12 protein-coding genes and 1 pseudogene are annotated in these 21,391 nt (G+C 36.7%); 12 read left to right on the top strand and 1 reads right to left on the bottom strand.

What is annotated here, in order from left to right; all coding sequences use genetic code 11:
• Positions 1-12: 12 nt before the first annotated feature.
• The 10 genes and pseudogenes from L647_RS0102780 to L647_RS0102735 all read left to right on the top strand — a co-directional run bounded on the left by L647_RS0102780 (position 13) and on the right by L647_RS0102735 (position 17,780).
• Positions 13-1,377 carry a DUF1329 domain-containing protein gene (locus tag L647_RS0102780; protein ID WP_024609843.1) on the top strand — a complete coding sequence of 455 codons (1,365 nt, stop codon included), beginning with the start codon at positions 13-15 and terminating at the stop codon, positions 1,375-1,377.
• A gap of 130 nt (positions 1,378-1,507) precedes the next feature.
• The gene (locus L647_RS0102775) at positions 1,508-2,503 is read left to right on the top strand and encodes a YCF48-related protein (RefSeq protein ID WP_024609842.1); all 996 of its coding nucleotides are present in this window, start codon (positions 1,508-1,510) and stop codon (positions 2,501-2,503) included.
• Positions 2,503-4,824 (top strand): MMPL family transporter, encoded by a 2,322-nt coding sequence (locus L647_RS0102770; RefSeq protein ID WP_024609841.1) that lies wholly within the window; start codon positions 2,503-2,505, stop codon positions 4,822-4,824. The genes L647_RS0102775 and L647_RS0102770 overlap by 1 nt, the downstream gene beginning before the upstream one ends.
• Before the next feature lie 208 nt (positions 4,825-5,032).
• On the top strand, positions 5,033-9,874 hold the full coding sequence (locus L647_RS0102765; protein ID WP_024609840.1) for an NAD-glutamate dehydrogenase: 4,842 nt from the start codon (positions 5,033-5,035) through the stop codon (positions 9,872-9,874).
• 120 nt (positions 9,875-9,994) lie between these two features.
• The gene (gene pyrD, locus L647_RS0102760; protein ID WP_024609839.1) at positions 9,995-11,005 is read left to right on the top strand and encodes a quinone-dependent dihydroorotate dehydrogenase; all 1,011 of its coding nucleotides are present in this window, start codon (positions 9,995-9,997) and stop codon (positions 11,003-11,005) included.
• Positions 11,006-11,133: 128 nt separating this feature from the next.
• Positions 11,134-11,664: a cell division protein ZapC gene (locus L647_RS0102755; RefSeq protein ID WP_024609838.1), complete on the top strand. Its 531-nt coding sequence runs from the start codon at positions 11,134-11,136 to the stop codon at positions 11,662-11,664.
• Between the two features lie 91 nt (positions 11,665-11,755).
• Positions 11,756-13,859, top strand: a pseudogene (gene rlmKL, locus L647_RS01000000123535) (bifunctional 23S rRNA (guanine(2069)-N(7))-methyltransferase RlmK/23S rRNA (guanine(2445)-N(2))-methyltransferase RlmL).
• Positions 13,852-14,091, top strand: coding sequence for a glutaredoxin family protein (locus tag L647_RS0102745; RefSeq protein ID WP_024609837.1), 240 nt, complete (start codon positions 13,852-13,854; stop codon positions 14,089-14,091). The pseudogene rlmKL and the gene L647_RS0102745 overlap by 8 nt, the downstream one beginning before the upstream one ends.
• Before the next feature lie 15 nt (positions 14,092-14,106).
• Positions 14,107-16,020: an ABC transporter ATP-binding protein gene (locus tag L647_RS0102740; RefSeq protein WP_024609836.1), complete on the top strand. Its 1,914-nt coding sequence runs from the start codon at positions 14,107-14,109 to the stop codon at positions 16,018-16,020.
• 11 nt (positions 16,021-16,031) lie between these two features.
• Positions 16,032-17,780 (top strand): DUF3466 family protein, encoded by a 1,749-nt coding sequence (locus tag L647_RS0102735; protein ID WP_024609835.1) that lies wholly within the window; start codon positions 16,032-16,034, stop codon positions 17,778-17,780.
• Positions 17,781-17,872: 92 nt separating this feature from the next.
• On the opposite strand, the gene L647_RS0102730 is transcribed toward L647_RS0102735, so the two are convergent.
• A complete protein-coding gene (locus L647_RS0102730; RefSeq protein WP_024609834.1) occupies positions 17,873-18,379 on the bottom strand; it encodes a DUF2062 domain-containing protein in 507 nt (168 codons plus the stop codon).
• Here L647_RS0102730 and L647_RS0102725 point away from each other — a divergent pair.
• Both L647_RS0102725 and L647_RS0102720 read left to right on the top strand, forming a co-directional pair.
• Complete coding sequence (locus tag L647_RS0102725; RefSeq protein ID WP_024609833.1) at positions 18,359-20,626, top strand: DNA internalization-related competence protein ComEC/Rec2; 2,268 nt, start codon at positions 18,359-18,361, stop codon at positions 20,624-20,626. The two genes, L647_RS0102730 and L647_RS0102725, sit on opposite strands and share 21 nt — an antisense overlap.
• 60 nt (positions 20,627-20,686) lie before the next feature.
• Positions 20,687-21,391: ABC transporter transmembrane domain-containing protein (locus tag L647_RS0102720; protein WP_024609832.1), on the top strand; the 705-nt coding region annotated here is incomplete at its 3' end.

The following is a 21,391-nucleotide window of genomic DNA, read 5'->3' as shown; positions in this document are numbered from 1 at the left end:
GGTAACATTACTATGATTAATAAACCTACCCTCATTGCTACAGCTTTTTGTAGTTTGTTTGCAAGCAGCGCAGCTTTAGCAAAATTGAGCGCTGAAGAAGTTGCTCACTTAGGTAAAGACTTAACACCACTTGGCGCAGAAAAAGCAGCTAATGCAGATGGATCTATTCCTGCTTGGAATAATGGTATTACAACTGCACCTGCTGGCTATGAGCCAGGAATGCATCACCTAGACCCATTTACTGCCGATAAAGTGCTTTTTACTATTGATAAAAGTAATATTGATAAGTACAAGGCAAACTTAAGCCCAGGGCAAGTCGCACTATTTGAAGCGTACCCAGATACATTTAAAATGCCAGTATACGAAACTCGTCGTTCTGCTTCTTTTCCTCAATTTGTTTATGATGCTACGAAACAGTTTGCAGCAACAGCTGAACTAGTTGAAGGCGGAAACGGAATTAAAAATACAGCAATTGGTATTCCATTTCCTATTCCTAAAACAGGGTTAGAGGCTATTTGGAATCACTTACTACGTTATCGCGGGCAGTCTATTGAACGTTTTGGTGGTCAAGCAGCACCAACGGCATCAGGTACTTATAACTATGTAGGTTTTGATGAGCAGTTACTGGTTAAATATTCAGACCCTAGCGCTACTCCAGCAGAGCTGCAAGATTCAAATATTTTGTTTAAGTTTAAACAAAGCGTTACAGAGCCAGCTCGTTTAGCGGGTACTGCATTATTAGTTCATGAAACAATGGATCAAATATTAACGCCGCGCCAAGCATGGACTTATAACTCAGGACAACGCCGCGTTCGACGTGCACCTAATGTTGCATATGATGCACCAGGTACCGCAGCAGATAGCTTACGTACTACTGACGATTTTGATATGTTTAATGGCTCGCCTAATCGCTATAACTGGACACTAAAAGGTAAGCAAGAGTTATATATACCTTACAACAGCTATAAACTTCATAGTGATAAGCTAGAGTACGATGATATTTTAATGCCTGGGCATATAAACCCAGAACATACACGTTACGAAAAACACCGTGTTTGGGTTGTTGAAGCTAACTTAAAAGATGATACACGCCATATTTATAAAAAACGTGTTTTTTATATTGATGAAGATAGCTGGCAAGTACAGGTTACAGATATCTATGATAACCGTGATCAACTTTATCGCGTAGCAATGGCCTATGGTCTTAACTATTACGAAGTGCCTACCCAGTGGAGCACATTAGAAGTTTATCATGATTTAAATTCTCGCCGTTATTTAGCAATTGGTTTAGATAACCAAGAAAAAATGTACGATTTTTCACAATCGTTTAACGATAACGAGTTTACATCAAGCGCATTGCGTCGCGCTGGTAGATAGTTATAAAGTAGGCATCTAGCTAATATGTTAGATGCCTTTCTCCTTTCTCATCGCGTTTGTCTTTTTCACGCGCTGGACCTTCCCGAGTAATAAAGACAAACAATCCTTCAGTTCAAGGCGATTAAAATTTATGAAGTATTTGGTATATGCCAGCCTGATTATAAGCGGTGCGAGTGTTGCACAAGATGCTCCTAAAAATGCAATTAACGTAACCCACGCAGACAAAACCCTATTAACAGATATAACAAAAGCGGGTAGCAACATTATTGCTGTTGGTAAGCATGGCACAGTAATTAAAAGCAGTGATGGTGCAAGTTGGCAACAAGCTCAATTGGTACCAACACAAGTATTATTGACTGCGGTAGATTTTAGCAATGAAAATAATGGCTGGGCATGCGGGCACGACGCAACCATTATTAACACTACTGATGGTGGTGTTAATTGGCAATTACAACAAGCGTTACCAGAGTTAGATAAACCATGCCTAGATATTCTTTTTGAAGATGACTTAAATGGTTTTATGGTAGGTGCTTATGGGATGTTTTACCAAACCTCTGATGGCGGTAAGCATTGGCAAAAACGTTTTTTAGACTCTTTACTCTTTAGTGAAGACCAAGACTACTTGAACGATTTAAAAGAGAATGACCGACAAGGATATGAAGCTGAAACAGCCTCCATTTTGCCTCATTTTAACCGCATAGAGAATACAAATGACGGGCTTATACTCGTAGGCGAAATGGGTTTAATGGCTCGAAGTAGTGACAATGGTATTACTTGGCAAAGAATTGAAGAAATATACCCAGGTTCATTTTTTGGTTTTAATTCTGATGATACACAAGAGGTTGTTGCAGGCCTACGTGGCAATGTGTTTACCAAGCAACGCAATGAGCAAGATTGGCAGCATTTAGAAAATGTTAAAACAGCAACCGTTAACAGCATCATTAATTATAATAACGAACAATGGTTAATGCTGGCAAACAGTGGTGTTATTTTTCATTTAAAAGACGGATTGCTTACTCACGAGCAACTGGCTGATGGTAAAGCGATTCTTGATGGTGTGATTATGGATAATAAATTAATCATGGCAACAGAAGATGGCATTAAAGTGAAGGAGTTGACCCCTTAATGCATAAAATTTTAGATTTAATAGAAAAAGCGATTTTTAGACATCGTTTAATTATGCTTATAAGTTTTGCACTTATAACGTGTTTACTGGTATTTAAAGCGACGCAAATTCAACTTGATGCTTCGTTCAATAAAAATATTCCACTAAATCACGAGTACATGAAAGTATACACCAAGCACGAAAAGCAATTTGGTGGCGCAAACAGCATTTTAATCTCGGTGTGCGACGACAGTGGTAATATATTTAACCCTGAATTTTTTACACAGCTAAAAGCCGTTCACGATCAGCTTTATTTTATTCCAGGGGTTAACCGTCCTTTAGTAAATTCGATATTTTCACCAAGTGCCCGTTTTGTTGAAGTTGTTGAAGATGGTTTTGCCGGTGGTCCTATTATTCCTGCAAACTTTAAAGCAGATACGCGTGGTTTAGGGGTTGTTAAAGAGAACATAGAAAAAGCCAAAGTAGTAGGGCGAATGATTGCCAGCGACTACTCGTGTGCAATGGTAACAGCACAGCTTTTAGAAACTGATCCACAAACACAACAAAAACTAGATACGCTATCTTTTGCACAAAAACTAGAAAGTGAATTAAGAGAGCCTTTAAGTACTGATAAAGTAAGTATTCATATTATTGGTTTTGCAAAAATGGCTGGCGATATAGCAGAAGGTGCAAAAGGCGTTGTTGTATTTTTTGCTATTGCTATTGCCTTTACTTTTATTATGGTTTGGTTATTTTGCGGTAGTTTAAAACTGACTATTTTACCTATAGCGTGTTCTATTATTGCCGTTGTTTGGCAATTAGGATTGCTTTCTAGCTTAGGTTTTGGTCTTGATCCTATGTCTATTTTGGTGCCGTTTTTGGTGTTTGCTATTGGTGTAAGCCATGGTGTGCAGATGATCAATGCGATTGGTAAAAAAGTAGGGGAAGGGAAAAGTACGCGTATTTGTTGTCAATCGAGCTTTAGAGCTTTATTAATACCAGGCGGTATTGCACTGCTTTCAGACACGGTCGGCTTTTTAACATTACTAACTATTGATATTGGCATAATCCGTGAACTTGCCATAACAGCAAGTTTAGGTGTAGCGGTTATTATTTTCACCAATTTAATATTACTACCTGTTTGGGCATCTTACATGCGCTTTGAAAACAGTGTACATATTCAGTCTGGTGATGCAGAAAAGCCAAACATGCTTGATAAAATAAGAGACTTACTTGTCAAGGCAACCGATCCTAAAGTTGCCAAAATGATTATAGGCTTCACCTTAGTATTATTTGCATTAGGTTATTGGCAAGCAGACAAAATGCGTATTGGTGATTTACATGCAGGGGCGCCTTCGCTTCATCAAGATGCACGTTATAATCAAGATACTTTTTTAATATCTGACAAATACACTATTTCATCTGATATTTTAAAAGTGATTGTTGAGGCTTATCCTGCAGCGTGTACTGAACACGATGTAATGGAACATATTAGCCGTTTTCAATACAAAGTAGAAAATGTAGTGGGAGTGCAATCGGCGGTTAGTTTAAGCTCTGTAGCACAGTCGGTAAATGCGGGTTATAACGAAGGTAATCTTAAATGGCAAAGTTTACCGCGTAATTCAGCCAGCTTAGTACAATCAACTGCTCGAGTAGAAACCAGTACGGGTTTACTCAATGGTGATTGTTCTGTAATGCCAGTGATTATCTTTTTAGATGACCACAAAGCACAAACTATTGACCGTGTTATTGAAAGTGTTAAGCAGTTTGCCCTAGAAGAAGGGACAGATAAAATTGCTTTTAAGTTAGCTTCTGGCCCGGTTGGTGTAATGGCTGCTACTAACGAGTCGGTTTCTGATGCACAAATACCAATGATGCTCTACGTTTATGGCGCCGTTATTATTTTATGCTTAATGAGTTTTAGAAGTGTAAAAGCAACAATTGCGGTTGTATTACCACTTTATGTTGTATCAACGTTGGCACAAGCGCTTATGGTGCAATTAGAAATAGGCCTAACGGTTTCTACTTTGCCTGTTATTGCACTTGGTGTAGGTATTGGTGTTGATTATGGTATTTATATACTGTCATCGATGATGAGTCAGCTTAAGCAAAATGTGCCACTTTCCGTTGCGTATCGAAATGCGTTAGTTGAACGCGGTAGTGCGGTATTATTTACAGGTATTACATTAGCTATTGGTGTAAGCACATGGATTTTCTCTGATTTGAAATTTCAAGTTGATATGGGAATACTATTAACGTTCATGTTTTTAGTAAATATGCTTGGTGCAGTGTTGTTATTACCGGCAATTGGTAGCTTACTCTGGACTGACCAGAAAAAATAATGTGAATAATCTTGCTCCTAAATGACCAGTAATGGTCATTTATATCTATGTTTTGTGAATAGATGACCAAATAGCTGAAATGCTTAAAATGTTTTCATCGAAAAGGCTGTTTATTAGCTGCAAAAGGGTTAGAATTTAGCTGACTCCACGCTAATAAATGGCTGTACAAATTTCTGCTCCTGAGCAGCAATAGATTAAGGAACATACAATGACACGTAAAGAAGGCCAAGCCTCGGTTATCCTAGATAATGTCTGCAAGCTGATCCAAAAAAAAGTTCACGCTGATAATGTTTTGCTCGTTGAAAAATTCGCCAAAGCCTTGTACAGCAATATGTCTAAAGAGGATTTGGCAAACCGCAACGATAGTGACTTATATGGTGCTGCACTCAGTCTTTGGAATGCACTAGAAAAAAACACATCTGACAGCGCTGTTATACGCGTTTTCAATCCTGAAGTGGCAAAGGATGGCTGGCAGTCATCACATACAATTGTAGAAATCATAGCTAAAGACATGCCGTTTTTAGTTGATTCAGTGCGTATGGCCATGACTCGCGAAAATATTGCCTCTCACTTATTACTTCATAGCCCACTTAAAATACAGCGTGATAAAAACGCTAAAATTTCGGGTTTATCAAATTTAAAAGCAGAACAAGAATCAACATCTACTAAAGCTGTCTTTTTTATTGAAATTGACCGTCAAACAGATTTATCTGTGATTGAGTCTTTCAAAAAAGAATTAGAGTCGGTACTTGTTGATGTATCTGTTGCTGTAGAAGATTGGCAACCAATCCGTAAAAAGCTAATCGCTGTTAGTAAAGATTTGCCAAAACGCCATCATAATAAAAACACCGGTGAAATATCTGAAGCCGCAGAGTTTTTAAATTGGCTTGTTAAAGATAACTTTACACTAATGGGTTATCGCGAATATGAGTTAAGCCCTGTACAAGGTGATTATGAATTAAAAGGCAAAATGGATACTAGCCTTGGTTTAATGAAAAACTCTACCGAAGAGCACTCACGATTATTATCTGAATTGCCAGAAGTGGCACGTCAAGAGGCACGCAGTAGTAATTTAGTTATTTTAACGAAGACTAACTCACTCTCTCGTGTACATCGCCCAGCTTATATTGATTACGTTGGCATTAAACGTTTTGATGATAAAGGAAACGTGATTGGAGAAGACCGCTTTATTGGTTTGTTTTCATCTAACTTTTACAATAATAGTGCTTCAGATGTGCCTGTACTTAAAAGTAAAATTAATCGCATTATGGAAATGTGTGATTTTGCTAAAGGTACACATGCATACAAAGCAGTACTTAATATTTTAGAAACATACCCACGTGACGAGCTAGTGCAAGCACGCGAAAGCGAATTACTTGAAGTTGCAACGGGTGTTTTACAAGTACAAGAGCGCGATATGTGCCGCTTATTTGTACGTAAAGATGCGTATGGTCGCTTTTTCTCTTGTATGGTTTATGTACCGCGTGAGCGATACAACACGGCACTTCGTCGTGAAACACAAGACATTTTAGGTGACGCATTTAATTCTGACGATAAAGTCGAATTTACTACTTATTTTTCTGAGTCAACATTAGCGCGTACTCATTACACCGTTCGTGTGACCGACAACAATATCGAATATAACGTGAAAGATATCGAGAATAATTTAATTGAAGCTGCCCGTACTTGGGAAGATAAATTACAATCAGCCTTACTAGAATCAGCAGGCGAAGCACGTGGTAACGAATTAAATCGTAAATACTGCAACGCATTTGCACGCTCATACAAAGATGAGGTTTTACCAAGTGCTGCTGTAGTAGATATTGAAAAACTAGAAATGCTTAACGATGAAAATAAGCTAGAGATGCTTTTCTATCGTCCGCAAGAAGAAGCAAATAGCAATATTGTTCGTTTAAGTTTATTCCATAAAGATGAGCCAATTCACTTATCTGATGTTATGCCTATGCTTGAAAACTTTGGCTTACGCGTAGTGGGTGAAACACCGTACTCAGTTAAAACAAGTGACGGTCGTATTAATTGGATTATGGATTTCTCAATGCTAATTGATAGCAAAGGGATGGCTGATTTTGATAAGGTTTCAGCTCGTTTTCGCTCAGCGCTTACGAATGTTTGGGGCAATCGCTTAGAAAACGACGGATTTAACCGTTTAGTACTTATGGGCGGCTTAACGGGTCGTGAAGCCTCTATTTTACGTGCTTACGCTAAATATATGCGTCAAATTGGCGTTACTTTCTCACAAATGTATATTGAAAGTACATTCGCTAATTATCCAAATATTGCAGCGCAAATAGTTAACTTATTCGCTAAAAAGTTCTCAATTAAAGCGCCTGCTAGTGCAAAAACACTTGAAAAGCTTATTACTCAAGTTTACTTAGAGCTTGAAAATGTAGCTAACCTTGATGATGACCGTATTATACGTTTGTACGTAGATATGATTGTTGCAACACTTCGTACTAACTACTACCAAAAAGATGCAGAAGGTCAGTTTAAGTCTTATGTATCATTTAAAATTCAACCAAGCTTAATTCCTGATGTGCCATTACCGCTACCAGCATTTGAAATTTTTGTTTATTCACCTCGTGTAGAAGGTGTGCATTTGCGTTACGGTAAAGTGGCGCGTGGTGGTTTACGCTGGTCTGACCGTCGTGAAGATTTCCGTACAGAAGTACTTGGCTTAGTTAAAGCACAGCAAGTTAAGAATACAGTAATAGTACCAGTTGGCTCAAAAGGTGGTTTTGTATGTAAACAACTACCAAGTGAACGCGAAGCGTTTATCAAAGAAGGTCAAGAATGTTATAAAATATTTATTCGTGGCTTATTAGATATTACAGATAACATTGAACGCGGCGAAGTAGTGCCAGCTAAAGATGTTGTTCGTCATGATGAAGATGATGCATATCTAGTAGTAGCAGCGGATAAAGGCACGGCTACTTTCTCTGATATCGCCAATGGCATAGCAAATGAATATAACTTCTGGCTAGGTGATGCTTTTGCATCGGGTGGTTCAGTTGGTTATGACCATAAAAAAATGGGTATTACAGCTAAAGGTGCGTGGGAGTCTGTAAAACGTCATTTCCGTGAAATGGACATAGATTGTCAAACGACTGACTTTACAGTGGTAGCTATAGGCGATATGGCAGGCGATGTATTTGGTAATGGTATGTTGTTATCTAAACATATTCGTTTACAAGTTGCATTTAACCATATGCACATTTTTGTTGACCCGAACCCTGATGCAGCTACGTCTTACCCAGAACGTGAGCGTTTATTTAATATGCCACGCTCATCTTGGGAAGATTACAATAAAGACCTTATTTCTGCAGGTGGTGGTGTTTTCTCTCGTGCGGCTAAATCAATTACATTAAGCCCTGAAATGAAAAAAATGCTTGGCACTAAAAAAGCAAGCATGACGCCAAGCGAACTAATGAAAGCATCTCTAATGATGGACTTCGATTTACTGTGGAATGGCGGTATCGGAACATACATTAAAAACTCTAAAGAAACCGATGCAGATGTAGGGGATCGTGCAAACGACGCGCTTCGCATAAATGGTAAAGATTTAGGTGCTAAAATTATAGGTGAGGGCGGTAACTTAGGTGCTACTCAACTTGGTCGTATTGAATTTGCTGCTAAAGGCGGTCGTGTTAATACTGACTTTATTGATAATGTGGGTGGCGTTGCCTGTTCAGATAACGAAGTTAACATTAAGATTTTACTTAATGGCTTGGTTGCTGAAGGTGACTTAACACGTAAACAACGTGATGAGCTGCTTTACTCAATGACGGATGAAGTATCTGAGTTAGTATTAAAAGATTGTTATCGTCAAACGCATACTATTTCAATTACGCAATCTAAAGGCACTTCTACTCTTAAAGAAAAAGTACGCTTTATTCATGCGCTTGAAAAAGAAGGCAAGTTAAATCGTGCAATTGAGTTTATTCCAAGTGATGAAGAATTAGCCGAGCGTGCTGCAGCAGGTAAAGATTTAACTCGACCAGAGCTTTCTGTACTTGTTTCGTACGCTAAAATGGTATTAAAAGAATCGTTAGTAAGTGATGAAATTACAGAAAATCCTTATTATCGTCAGTTATTAGTTAAGTCATTCCCACGTCCACTACGTGAGAAGTTTAATGACGCGATGAATAATCACCCACTTCGTAAAGAAATTATCGCAACTAAACTAGCGAACAGCATAGTTAACGATATGGGCTTAAATTTCATGGTACGTATGCATGAAGAAACAGGCGCTAACGAAGCTGAAATTGCGACGTGTTATTCTATTGCGAGTGAAATTTTTGAAATGCGCGATACATGGTCATCTATCAGCGCACTTGATAATAAAATACCAGCAGCTGTTCAAACCGAAATGCTTTATCAGCTTCGTCGTACAGTTCGCCGTGCTACACGTTGGTTTTTACGTCATCGCAATAAATCACAAACAATTGAGCAAGGAATTGAATTTTTTGCACCAACGTTTAAAGACTTAAGCGATAACTTAAATACATACATGATTGAAAAAGAAAATGATCGTATTGTAGTTGAGGCCAATAAGTTAGTAGAAAGTGGTGTGCCTGCAGATATTGCTAAGCGTATTGTTTCGTTATCGAGCTTGTTCTCAGTAATGGATTTAGCTGAAGTTGCAAATAGCTCAACGCGAAGTATTTCGATGGTATCGAATACTTACTTTAAGTTAGGCGCTAGAATGGGATTACATTGGTTCTTAGAGCAAATAACTAAGCAGCCGGTAGCAAATCATTGGCAAGCATTAGCTCGTTCTTCTTATCGTGAAGAGTTAGATTGGCAACAACGTACACTCGCTGAAGTTGTATTAAATAGCTTTGAAGGTGATGATACTGATGTTGATAGCCAAATTGATCAATGGATGGATAGCCAAGAATTGCTATTACAACGTTGGAAACAAATGTTGGCTGAGTTCAAAACATCACAAAGCCATGACTTTGCTAAGTTCTCAGTAGCATTACGTGAACTTATGTTGTTAAGTCATAACTGTGATACCCCAGTTAAATAATTTAACGTATGTATTATTATTTCTATCGTAAATAATAAGTTAATCGTTAAAATTGCTATATAATACCTCGGCCTTGTCTGAGGTATTTTTTTGTCTATTTTTTATTAGAGGATTATATTGATGTTTTATGATTTAGCTCGCCGCTTTATGTTCACCCGTGATGCGGAGTGGGCACATGAATTTGCTCTTAATAATCTTCGTCGTTTTGCAAATACACCTTTAAACGTAGCATGGTCGCAAAGTGTTGCAGACAGACCTGTAAATTTTTTAGGTCTCGAATTTAAAAACCCAGTAGGGCTTGCCGCCGGGCTTGATAAAAATGCTGAATGTATAGATGCATTTAGCCAAATGGGTTTTGGTTTTATTGAAGTCGGTACCGTAACACCACGACCTCAAGTAGGTAATGACAAACCGCGTATTTTCAGACTTCCAGAGTCAAATGCGATTATTAATAGAATGGGCTTTAATAATAAAGGTGTTGATAATTTAGTTTCTAATGTGAAAGCCGCAAAATATAAAGGTGTGTTAGGCATTAATATAGGTAAAAATAAAGACACACCTAACGAACAAGGCAAAGATGATTACATTCACTGTATGCGTAAAGTGTTTGAACACGCATCTTATATTACAGTAAATATCTCCTCGCCAAATACGCCAGGTCTGCGTGATTTACAGTATGGTGCAGCGCTTGATGATTTACTGCAAAGCCTGAAAAATGAACAGCTCGATTTAATTGCAAAACACAATAAACAAGTACCAATGCTCGTAAAAATAGCGCCAGATCTTGATCAAATTCAAATAGAGCAAGTAAGTGAATCATTATTGAATAATAATATTGATGGTGTAATTGCAACAAATACGACCTTAGAACGTAGTGCTGTTATTGGTCAGCAATATGCAGATGAAGCTGGTGGTTTATCTGGACACCCTGTAAGAATGCGCTCTACAGAAGTAGTAAGTGAGTTAAAACGCTTAACTCAAGGCAAGCTTCCTATTATTGGTGTTGGCGGTATTGATGATGCTGCATCGGCAAAAGAAAAGATGGATGCAGGCGCTGATTTGGTACAAGTTTATACTGGGTTCATATATAAAGGTCCACAATTAGTCAAATCGATCCTGAACGGCTTATAAGGATCAGTTATCTAAGCTTTTGATCGTTCGATAAATGTTCTAAGTAAACATATATCTAATGGTTAAAAGCAGTTATACTCTAAGCTTATTGTATTATAAAAATTATTTAACTAAGCAAGGAGGAGTATATGTTACAAGCATCTAAGCAATGGCAATGGATTACTTGCTCTAATACTAATCGCTTATTGCTTGATTTGAATGATGATATGCAATTATGTACTCCTTATAAATTAAGGCAACTAACTGATTCTGTATTTAAAAATCCTTATTTTAGTATTGAAGATGCTGCATTTTATGAACAAGTATATAATTACTTGGCAGGGTTTGAAATTTGGAATTCAGCCCAAGTATGCCAAATATCGCTAAATGCAACAGCTGTGAAGTACCACTTAAAGCCGGTTTTAGCCAAAAGTTGGTTTTTTAAAGAATATACTGGCTCAGAACCAAGTGTTGAAGCTGTTATAAAATTAACATCTAAAGTACAGTCTGGTGATTTTTTAATTGTAGAGCATTGCCCTGATGCGTCTATTTGTTTAAATTTAAGTGAAAATTTCAAACTTGATGAAAATTTATCATTAGCACAGTTTGAAGTTATTCGTATTTTGAATAATCGTGTACATCCTATCCTAAATCAGCAATATCAAAGCCAAACCGCCTAACCAAATTTACCTTATAAGCGTGTGTTTATGGCGTGTTTGTATGCCAACCTATGTTATAATCCTGCGCAATTAGCTATTAAGGGTTATTACTTTGCAATTTATCGCACTTACTTCTATCGGAATCGAAAATTTATTGGTTGATGAACTAACAGAACTTGGCGCAACTGTGTCTAAGCAAACTGTGGGTTCAGTTCGTTTTGAGGCTGACTCATTACTGGCGCAAAAGGTTTGTTTATCAAGTCGTTTTGCTACGCGTGTGCTTATGCTTATTGAAGAAAAAGAAGGCGTAGATGACAAAAGTAGCCTGTATAACTTTGCCCGCTCGCAACCTTGGCAAGAATGGTTTGGACCAACGCAAACATTCGCAGTTGATTTCAATGGTACTAACGACTCACTAAAAAATACACAGTTCTCTGGTCTTGTTATAAAAGATGCAATTGTTGATTATTTTAATGATTTATTTGAACAGCGCCCAAATGTTGATAAACAAGACGCTAACGTACGAGTTGTCGCTCGTTTAAATCGTTATGGCGTATCAATGTATATTGATTACTCTGGTCCGCGTTTATCTGAACGTGGTTACCGCCAAGGTCAAGGTAAAGCGCCTATTAAAGAGCATCTAGCTGCTGCATTAATTAAACGAAGTGGCTGGNCAACCGTTATTTGATCCGTGTTGTGGTGCAGGTACTATTTTAATTGAAGCCGCTGGTATGGCGCGAAACGAAGCACCTGGGCTATTTCGTGAAGGGTTTGCTTTTGAGCGCCTACCTAGCTTTAGAGCTGTTAAGTTTCAAGAATTAAAAGAAGAGTTACTCGCAAATATTACCGATCCTAAGCTTTGGTTAATAGGTCATGATTATGATGCCCAAGTGTTAGGAAAAGCGATTGATAATGCTAAACGAGCTGAGCTTGATGATGTTATTAAATTTAAGCAAAGCGATGCAACTAAGTTAACTGCTGTTGCTAAATTACCGGGTGTGGTTATTTCCAATTTACCTTATGGTGAACGTATTGGTTCTATGGCTGAGCTTGTCGATTTACATCGTAATTTAGGTGTTGGTTTTAAAAAGCATTTTAATCATTGGAAGCTTGCGTTATTAGGAATGGATGAAAGCTTATTTAAGCTTTTAAAACTGGTTCGTCTTAAGCGCTATAAGTTTAAAAATGGTCCATTAGATGTTGAACTTAACTTATATCAATTAGATGATAAGCAAGTAAGCTTAACTACAGATGATAAAAAAGCCCTTAATTTTGAAGGCTCAACGTCGTTTGCTAATCGTTTAAAAAAGAACAAGCAAGGTCTAAAAAACTGGCTTAAGCAAAATGAGATTAATGCTTATCGTGTTTATGAAGCCGATATTCCAGAGTACAACGTTGCTGTTGATATTTATGGCGATTCAGCTGTTATTTTTGAATATGCAGCACCTAAAGAAATTGATGAAAAAACCTCTGAAAAACGCTTACAAGATGTAATTAGCTTAACATCTCAGCAGCTTAAAATAGCGCCTGAAAATATAGCTGTAAAAGTGCGTAAAAAGCAAAAAGGCGAAGATCAATACACCGCAATGGCTAAACAAAACCGTACTATGGTTGTTGAAGAGTTTGGTGCTAAGTTTAAAGTAAACTTATTTGATTATTTAGACACCGGTTTATTTTTAGATCACCGTTTAATGCGACGTTATATTCAAGACAACGCCAAAGATAAACGCTTTTTGAACCTGTTTGCATACACTGGCACAGCCTCTGTACATGCTGCGTTAGGTGGTGCTAAAGCAATAACTACCGTTGATTTATCAAAAACTTATTTAAAATGGGGTCAAGACAACTTCGATTTAAATAATATCAATAATACGCGATACCGCTTTGAGCAAGCAGATTGTTTAAAATGGTTAGAGCACGCAACGTCACAGTACGATTTAATATTTTTAGATCCACCTACGTTCTCTAATTCAAAACGAATGAAAGATGCATTTGACGTTCAAAGCGATCATATTAAATTATTAACGTGGGTTAAAAAGATTTTAAGCCCATCAGGTACCTTAATTTTTTCTAATAACAAACGTGGCTTTGTAATGGATGAGGTTGGCTTAATTGGTTTAGGTTTAAAAGCCGTTAATATTTCAGATAAAACGTTATCACCTGATTTTAAACGTAATAAAAAAATTCATAATAGCTGGTTGATCACTCATGGCTAAGTGGATTTTATACCACACAGATGGTTGCCATTTATGCGAGCAAGCAGAGCAACTCATTATGCCGTTACTTGGTAATAGTAAGACACTATTACCAATTGATATTATGACTGATGAGCAGCTTATTGCTGAGTATCAAATCAGTATTCCCGTATTAAAAAGTGAAAAAGGCGAGTTATTATTTTGGCCTTTTACCTCACACACTGTGCGTGAATTTTTAGCGCAAACAGAATAAGAGTAAATAAGAACTATGGATTTAATTAGAATTTTAAAAGCACAACTTGCCTTTGGTACTCATGCTTTACTTAACAAAGCAGATGCAGTGATTGAAAGTGGCGAACGAGTGTGTGTTGTAGGTCGAAATGGTGCAGGTAAGTCAACTCTATTAAAAGTGCTTGATGGCGAAGTTGTATTAGATGATGGTGAAATAAATCAGCTAGGTGGGATCCGAGTTTCTCGTTTAGAACAAGATCCACCAAAAGGCGCAAATGGCACTGTATTTGATTATGTTGCGCAAGGTATGCCTGAAATTGCTAACTTATTGATTGATTTCCATCATGTAAGTAATGAGCTTCAAACAGAGTGTAACGATAAGTTATTAAATAAACTTGAGCGTTTATCAAACCAATTAGAAGCAGTTGACGGCTGGCGCTTTGATAGCCGTATTCAACTAGTTTTGACACAATTAGAACTAACGCCAGAAGCTAAATTAGAATCTCTTTCAGGTGGTTGGTTACGTAAAGTGGCACTTGCACGTGCACTCGTTAGTGAACCTGATTTATTACTACTTGATGAGCCAACAAACCATTTAGACATGGCAAGCGTAATGTGGCTTGAGCAATTTTTAAAAGAGTTTAAAGGCGGAATCGTATTTATATCGCATGACCGTGCGTTTATTCGTGCTGTTGCTACGCGTATTTTAGATTTAGACCGTGGTAAGCTTATTTCGTACCCTGGTGATTACGCTACGTACTTAGAGCAAAAAGCCCATGATTTAAAAGTAGAAGAAAGCCAAAATGCATTGTTCGATAAGCGTTTAGCCGAAGAAGAAACGTGGATTCGCCAAGGCGTTAAAGCACGAAGAACCCGTAATGAAGGTCGAGTTCGTGAGTTAAAACAGCTTCGTACGGAGCGTAAACAACGTGTTGATCAAGTTGGTAAAACTGATTTCAATATTGAAACGGCTGACCGCTCTGGTAAGTTAGTATTTGAAGCTAAGCATCTTTGTCATGCATTTAAAGACAAAGTTATTGCTGATGACTTTTCTACACTTGTAATGCGCGGCGACAGAATTGGCTTAGTCGGTCCAAATGGTATTGGTAAAACAACATTATTAAAATTAATGTTTGGCGATTTAGTGCCAGACAGCGGTGAGACTAAGCAGGGTGTTAATTTAGAGTTTGCTTACTTTGACCAATATCGTGAAAAACTTGATGAAGAAGCCACTGTTCAAGATAACGTTGCTGAAGGCAAACAAGAAGTAATGATGGGTGGGCGCTCGCGTCATGTTTTAGGTTACCTACAAGACTTCTTATTTCCGCCAGCCCGCGCTCGTACTCCAGTTAAAGCACTCTCTGGTGGTGAAAAGAACAGATTACTATTAGCTAAATTGTTTTTAAAACCTTCAAATATTCTTGTTCTCGATGAGCCTACGAATGATTTGGACATTGAAACACTTGAGTTATTAGAGGATATAATTAATCAATATCAAGGTACTGTGCTGATAGTAAGCCATGACCGTGAATTTATTGATAATACATGTTCGAGTGTTTGGGCATTTGAAGGTAATGGTAAAGTTACTGATATTGTTGGTGGTTACAGCGATTACGAAGCTTATGTTAACTACTTAGCCGAACAAGAAAAAAAAACTCAACAGCAACCAGTAAAAAAGGTTGAAAAAGTAGTCGCTCCTGTAGCTAAACCTGCAGCTAAGGCAAATAAACTTTCTTACAAATTAAAGCTTGAATTAGAGCAACTACCAAATAAAATGGAAAAACTTGAGGCTGATATTGAAGCTCAACAAGCTGTAGTTAGTAATTCAGACTTTTTTAAACAAGAAAGTGATGTAACTACTAAAGCATTGAACCATTTAGCACAACTTGAGTCTGACCTTGAAGCTGCCCTTGAGCGCTGGGAAGAACTTGAAGAATTACAGAATCAGTAGTAAGGATTAAAATGAAATATAAATTACTCGCTGCCAGTATTTTAGCAACACTGAGTACATCAGCAATAAGTGCAACATACCAATTAACTGAATTAGGTACACTTGAAGGTGCTAAACATTCTTACGTTACTGATGTAAGTGAAAGCGGGCATATGATCGGTGCAGCAAATGGTTTGTATAATCTGCCAATCGACACTAGTTACATAGACTTTACAGAAAATGTTGTCGAAAGTGCTTACTCAAGTGAAGAAAATGCTTTTGAGTTAAGTGATAAAGTAATTACTTTCACTTTAGATGATATAGAAAACAATAATGCGGTTGATAATAACCCAGATGCTCATGATTTTATGGTTAGCTTTTTAGGTAGTAGTACTCTAGGAATCACATCAAACTTTGAGTATCAAAAATTAAGTTCATTAGTGGGTGTAATCTACAACAATGATAGCGTAGCTGAGCAACCATTATTTGATGTTGCTTCAGTTGATTATGATGGATTAACCCGCTCAAACACTAATTTTTATAATGCGGTAAGTGAAGATGGTGTCTCTGTAGGTTGGGGTAGCGCGCCTTATGATAAAGTGCTGTTTACACCTGATGATGAAGATGATGCCGAAACATGGTTTACTCATGAATTTATTGAACGTGGAATGGTCGTTAGTGCCGATGGCTTACAAGTACCTTTAGTACCAGAGTTTAATGAGTATGGCGGTACAAGCCGCGCAAACGATATTATTAAAACGAATAGTGGTTATACGGTTGTTGGCAATGTATCTATAGATATACCAGAAGATAGATTAGAAAACATAGACGATAATTGTGATAACGAAGATGAACCGACTTCTGTTTGTATTAACTTATTAAATTCATCAGCAAGCGTATTTAATAAACGAGCTGTTAAATGGGAACTGGATGAGTTTTTAAATATTAACTCTACCGAGATTCTAGGCTTAGCTTTTGCTCCTGATGAAGATGAAACAGAGGACGATGCTTACACGAGTACTGCACTAGCTATAAATGAAAATGGCACTGTAGTTGGCTCATCTCACACTCGTTATTACAATAACGATAGTACTATCATAACTATGCCAGTGTATTTTAAAGATGGAAATGTAATTGATTTTATTGATCAAGAAGATGATTGGATATCTGGTAAATCATTAGCTATAAATGATAATGAAGTTATTGCAGGTTATGCAGTTAAATTTATTGAAGGCTCGCAAAGAAGTCAGTTCTTTTATCATGACATTAATACTGGCAGCACAGTCTTTCCTACAGGTTACTTCTCGAGTTCAAGTTCTTATGGTAACGATATAAATAACCAAGGTTACATTGTTGGTGAAGGCGAAGTAGGTGTTTCTGATAATACTCGTCGTAAAGAAGCATTTATTTATAAGATTGGTGAAGACAAAATCACCAATTTAAATGACTTACTACCATGTTTTGAATCTGATGGTGAAACTAGTTATGCTTATACTATGGCTGAGGCTAAAGTAATTAATGAAAATAACGAAATTTTTGGTGTAGCTACAAAAACCGTTGAAAAACGAGATACGCTAGGTGGCATTGTTACCGACGTTAATGGCAATACTGAATTTGAAAGTGTGGCTGTTGCAGTAAAACTTACCCCTATTGCTAATGGTGAAGTAGATAGTTGTTCTGTTGCTGAGCTTGAAGAAAATGAGCGTAGCTCTGCAAGCTTCCCTTGGTATACATTATTTTTATTACCACTGGTTGGTTTAAGACGTATATTTCGTTTTTAAATTATTAAATAATAAATATAAAAAAACCCAACTTTAATAAGTTGGGTTTTTTTTCGTCTATAGTAATTAGAATGTAATTAACATTAAACTAATTACTTAGTGCGCGTTGACCACGCTTTGATAACAGAGCGTCGCCAAATTATATCAATACCAAAATAACCGATGATTGAAGCAATAGAAGCACACACTAGTGAGCCTAGTAAAAATGCTGGACCAATAGTCTCTATACTTTCTAAAAACCAAGACCAACTAGCTTCAAAAACAAAGTGCTGCTCAGGTTGATTTAGTATTAATGTACCAACGAGATACGAGCCGTAAAAAATAGGTGGCATAGTTAAGGGGTTAGTAAGCCAAACTAGCGCGACAGATATAGGAAGGTTAACTCTAAATACAATTGCAAAAGCGGCCGCTAAAACCATTTGAAAAGGAACAGGGATGAAAGCAAAGAATAACCCAACAGCAAAAGCGCCACGTGCAGAGCGTCTGTTTAAGTGCCAAAGATTTGCGTCCTGCAAAAGATGTCCAAAAATTCTTAGTGATTTATGATGTCTAATTTTATTTGGATTAGGTAAAAATCTTTGGATCGTTTTTTTAGCCATTTAAAGCAACCATTTACATCAGTGTGGATAAGTCTTGGGTTTGTAATTGGGTGTATTGCAACCGTATTTTATTATCAGACCCTTGAATTTACAGTATTCACAATTTCTATCCTTATTGTGAGCGCTTATTTTAAGCCGTTTTTAAACGTATTGTTAGGCTTTATTTGCTCTATTTGTTGTATAGCACTACATTTTTATTTTTTTTATGATTTCGGCGCTCAAATTTCGAATGAAAAGTACACATATCAAACAAAACTGATAGTTGAAGATGTTATTTCAGATAAGCGGCCTCAGTATATAAAAGCCAAAATATTAACATTGGATGACAAAAGCTATTCGTATTTTAGAGCACCGAATGCAATGTTGAGTGTGAATTCGGAACAACTACTATCAGTTGGTGATACTTTTGATGCAACAATCCATTTAAAGTCTTTTCGAAGTAATAAAAATTTTAATGTTTTTGATAATGAGCGGTATGCGTTTACTCAAAAAATATTTTTTAAAGGTAAGGTTTTAAATAAGCAATTAGCTATCACTTATAAAAAAGAACACAGCCGTGTGTTTGGTTACCGTAAATTCATTCAAACAACATATAAAAACACGCAGCTTCAATGGCTTTATTATGCGTTACTTACTGGTGATAAATCACTGATGAGTTTTGATAATAAGCAATTAATGCAATCTCTTGGTTTAAGTCACTTACTAGCTATATCGGGGTTGCACATAGGACTTATTTTTGGTTTTGGATATATAACAACGCGATTTTTATTTAAAAAGATCAATTACGTAGGAAATCAGACAAAAAATTTATCTATTATTTATAGTTTTGTAGGTTTTGTAACCGCTTTTATTTATGTTTATTTAAGTGATTTTTTAGTTTCAGCCACACGGGCATTGATTATGTTAGGCTGTTATTTATTGCTATATTTTTTAGCTAAACAGCCATTGCGATGGCGCAGCATTTTATTTGCGCTTGTAATTGTGTTGCTCATAAACCCCTTTAATGTATTAAACCCTGGACTGTATTTTTCATTTTTAGCTGTCGCTATTATTTTTATAGTTGTAAATAAAATCCCTGTTTTAAATACGTCATTTTTAAACAAAATTATAGCTTTAGTTTTGATTCAAATAGCTTTGTTTATCGGGTTAATGCCATTGTCACTCTACTTTTTTAATGGTGTTAGTTTAGCTGGTTTAGTGTTGAATTTAATCGCTATTCCATTATTGTCTTTTATTATCATGCCCATGCTAATTATAATTACATTAATAAGTAGTGTGTTGGATATGAGTATTCTTATATGGATATTAGATAACAGCCTTAATTATTTATTTAAATTACTTGTAATGATTCCAGATCATTTAAGTTGGATAAGCGCAGATGAAATTAGTTCCTCGCTTGTTGTTTTTTCGTATATAACCATCTTAATATTCTATTTATTACCTTACAGATGGTTGGCATTTATTCCATTAAGCACCTTATTAATAAATTATTTATTGACAGAAAAATCTCACTGGCAGTTGCATGTTTTTGATGTTGGTCATGGTTTAATGATACTGCTCGAAAAAGATAAAAATGCTCTAGTATATGATTTTGGACCGAGTTACTTTAACCGTTTTAGCCGAACTCGCAGTATTTTGCTGCCCTACATTCAAGCAAATAAATTAATTGTTTCTACTTCAATTTTGAGCCATGAAGACAATGATCATGCCGGTGGGGTTGATCATTTTATCGATGCTGGCTTTGCACTGAGTTTTAAACAGTTTCACCCTGATAATTTACAAAGCGTGTGTAAAGTAACCACAGCTAACTTTTATGGATTAATAGTTGAAAGTTATAAAACGACTGGATTTGGTAATGAAAATGATGACTCATGTGTAGTTAGAATATCAGATGAAAATTACAGTGTTTTATTAACGGGTGACATTTCTAAACAACGAGAAGCGCAACTACTAAAAGGTGGTTATTTACTTCAAAGCACTGTAATGCTTAGTCCGCATCATGGTAGTGATACTTCTTCGAGTGAGGCTTTTATAGATAAGGTAAATCCAAAAATAGTTATTCACTCAAGTGCTTATCAAGGGCAGTGGGGTTTTCCTAAAGACGAAGTTGTAGCACGGTATAATAAAATTAATGCCAAGCAATATAGTACAGGTAAGCAGGGGCAAATTAGTATTAAGTTTTATAGTAGTGATATTAGCGTGATAACTGCAAGACAACAGGAAAGTTATTGGTTTATTAAAGATTGACGTTTTGTTTTATCGCCCCTGAGGATACAATAGAGACTGTAATTGTATAAAGAGAGTGTTATGGATCAAAGTACTACACAAATTTATAAACGACTTGTTTCTTACGTTGGTGCGTATAAGTCTGTCGCCTTCGTCGCTATTATAGGAATGATAGGGTATTCAGGTATGGATGCTTTGTTTATTCAGTTAATGAAGCCATTTATAGATGAAGGACTGAATCAGAGAAATGCTGATGTATTAAAATATGCCCCATTTGTGGTTATTGCTTTGGTAATAGGGCGTGGTATTTTTAACTTTATGTCGTCATATTGTTTAAGCTATGTAGGCTCACAAGTTGTACGATCTCTTCGTCAAGAATTATTCGAACACATTTTACATTTACCTGTTTCTTTTCATGATAAAAACTCAACGGGCGATTTAATTTCTAAAATTACGTTTGATACTGAACAGGTTCAACAGGCAATAACTAAAGCGTTGCTAATCGTTGTTCGAGAAGGGGCATTTGTTGTCTTTTTACTTGCTCTTATGTTTTACACTAGCTGGAAATTGTCACTGATATTTTTAGTGATTATTCCATTAGTGGCTATTATTGTTGCCGTCGTTTCTAAACGTTTTCGCCATATATCAAAAAATATTCAATCGGCTATGGGGCAAGTTACCCGTAGTTCAGAACAAATGCTGAGCGGGCATAAAGTTATTCATGGGTTTGGTGGGCAAGACCAAGAAATAAGTAAATTTTCTAAAATTAATAATCATAACCGCCAG

It is taken from the genome of Pseudoalteromonas sp. TB64, from assembly GCF_000498095.1.
Classification (GTDB): domain Bacteria; phylum Pseudomonadota; class Gammaproteobacteria; order Enterobacterales; family Alteromonadaceae; genus Pseudoalteromonas.
The sequence above is the reverse complement of the archived record's forward strand: the minus strand, read 5'-3'. Positions and strand labels throughout refer to the sequence as shown.

Bases quoted from the DNA above. Each gene is read 5' to 3' on its own strand.
- L647_RS0102780 (WP_024609843.1), top strand. From the start codon at position 13: ATGATTAATAAACCTACCCTCATTGCTACAGCTTTTTGTAGTTTGTTT.
- L647_RS0102775 (WP_024609842.1), top strand. From the start codon at position 1,508: ATGAAGTATTTGGTATATGCCAGCCTGATTATAAGCGGTGCGAGTGTT.
- L647_RS0102770 (WP_024609841.1), top strand. From the start codon at position 2,503: ATGCATAAAATTTTAGATTTAATAGAAAAAGCGATTTTTAGACATCGT.
- L647_RS0102765 (WP_024609840.1), top strand. From the start codon at position 5,033: ATGACACGTAAAGAAGGCCAAGCCTCGGTTATCCTAGATAATGTCTGC.
- pyrD (WP_024609839.1), top strand. From the start codon at position 9,995: ATGTTTTATGATTTAGCTCGCCGCTTTATGTTCACCCGTGATGCGGAG.
- L647_RS0102755 (WP_024609838.1), top strand. From the start codon at position 11,134: ATGTTACAAGCATCTAAGCAATGGCAATGGATTACTTGCTCTAATACT.
- L647_RS0102745 (WP_024609837.1), top strand. From the start codon at position 13,852: ATGGCTAAGTGGATTTTATACCACACAGATGGTTGCCATTTATGCGAG.
- L647_RS0102740 (WP_024609836.1), top strand. From the start codon at position 14,107: ATGGATTTAATTAGAATTTTAAAAGCACAACTTGCCTTTGGTACTCAT.
- L647_RS0102735 (WP_024609835.1), top strand. From the start codon at position 16,032: ATGAAATATAAATTACTCGCTGCCAGTATTTTAGCAACACTGAGTACA.
- L647_RS0102730 (WP_024609834.1), bottom strand. From the start codon at position 18,379: ATGGCTAAAAAAACGATCCAAAGATTTTTACCTAATCCAAATAAAATT.